Origin of the sequence: Microcystis sp. LE19-8.1F, assembly GCF_027531715.1 — a bacterium.
GTDB lineage: Bacteria > Cyanobacteriota > Cyanobacteriia > Cyanobacteriales > Microcystaceae > Microcystis > Microcystis wesenbergii_A.
Window position 1 is genome coordinate 1 of sequence record NZ_JAPZSO010000249.1, and the last position, 1,149, is coordinate 1,149.

Genomic DNA, 1,149 nt, shown 5'->3' on the forward strand with positions numbered 1-1,149 from the left:
GACAAATTTCGTTGGCGATCCCAGCCCGCCAACGTGACTCAGAGCGGGAAACTCTAACTCCCACTGGCCCGAACAATGGGTGCACCTCATCAGAGCGGGAAACTCTAACTCCCACTGGCCCGAACAATGGGTGCACCTCACAAGGCCAAAGACTCTAGGCCAAAGCGGCCCAACGATGGGTAGCAGAGCATCACAACGGTAAAGCCGAACTTCTGCCGGCCGAAAAACGAGGGAGCACGTCACGACCAAAAGCTATAATTGGAAATTGATAGTTGGATAGTTGAGGCGGTTTTGAGCTAGGCAGCGTTTCGGCGAAGCATAGTCGGAAGCCGAAATTCTCAAATCTACCCCGGAGTGGTCGTGACAGCTGACCCTAAATGTGCCACTAAAATGAGGAAGCTTTATCGAGGGTCCCGATGGAAACGGTTGGTGCAATGCTGGTCCGCGACGGTCGCGTCCTTCTTGGCAAGCGAGCATCACACAAGTCCCACCCCAATAAATGGGACATCATCGGAGGGCATGTCGAGCAAGGTGAAACGCTCTGGGCCGCTCTTTGTCGAGAACTTTATGAAGAGATTGGCGTCACCGACATTAACGGTGAATACATTACAGCGCTGCAAACCGGCGAGAAAGATCATTTTGTTAGCCTGCACGTTTATCACATTTTCTCGTGGGACGGCTTTCCTCATATCAAGAATGACGAACATTCTGAGGTTCGATGGTTTGACAAAGATGAAGCCCACATGATCTCCGATCTAGTCAGCGATGAATATCGACTGATCATTGGCCGCCTCGTAAAGTAAAATGTAGTCGAACCTCGACAACTTTCGTTCCCGAATCAAGCCGCCTATCCGCTACCTACCCACTTCCGGCCACGAGGCGGCTTTCAGGATGATGCTAAAAGCCGACAGTAATGGTCCGCATCATTCATGACTGGTTTCGGGCAACGCAGCGGTGGGCTCTAATGACTTGATATGGCCGATATTGTTGAAAAACTCGTCGTTGTCAGGGTTTGCGGGTCATGATTCACTGGTTTCATTGATTTGCGGGGGATCTGGTGATGATGGGACATCAAGAAGTATCGGCCCAGTTGTTTTATGACTTTCAGATTGAGGATCATGTTCCAGCTGACCATATTCTGCGGCGCAT

At 50.8% G+C, this 1,149-nt stretch carries 1 protein-coding gene; it reads left to right on the forward strand.

Annotated elements, in window-relative coordinates; all coding sequences use genetic code 11:
* The first annotated feature begins 416 nt into the window (after positions 1–416).
* Positions 417–803, forward strand: coding sequence for an NUDIX domain-containing protein (locus O9334_RS22430; protein WP_288002648.1), 387 nt, complete (start codon positions 417–419; stop codon positions 801–803).
* The last annotated feature ends 346 nt before the right edge of the window (positions 804–1,149 follow it).

Coding starts and splice junctions, on each gene's coding strand:
- O9334_RS22430 (WP_288002648.1), top strand. CDS start 417: ATGGAAACGGTTGGTGCAATGCTGGTCCGCGACGGTCGCGTCCTTCTT.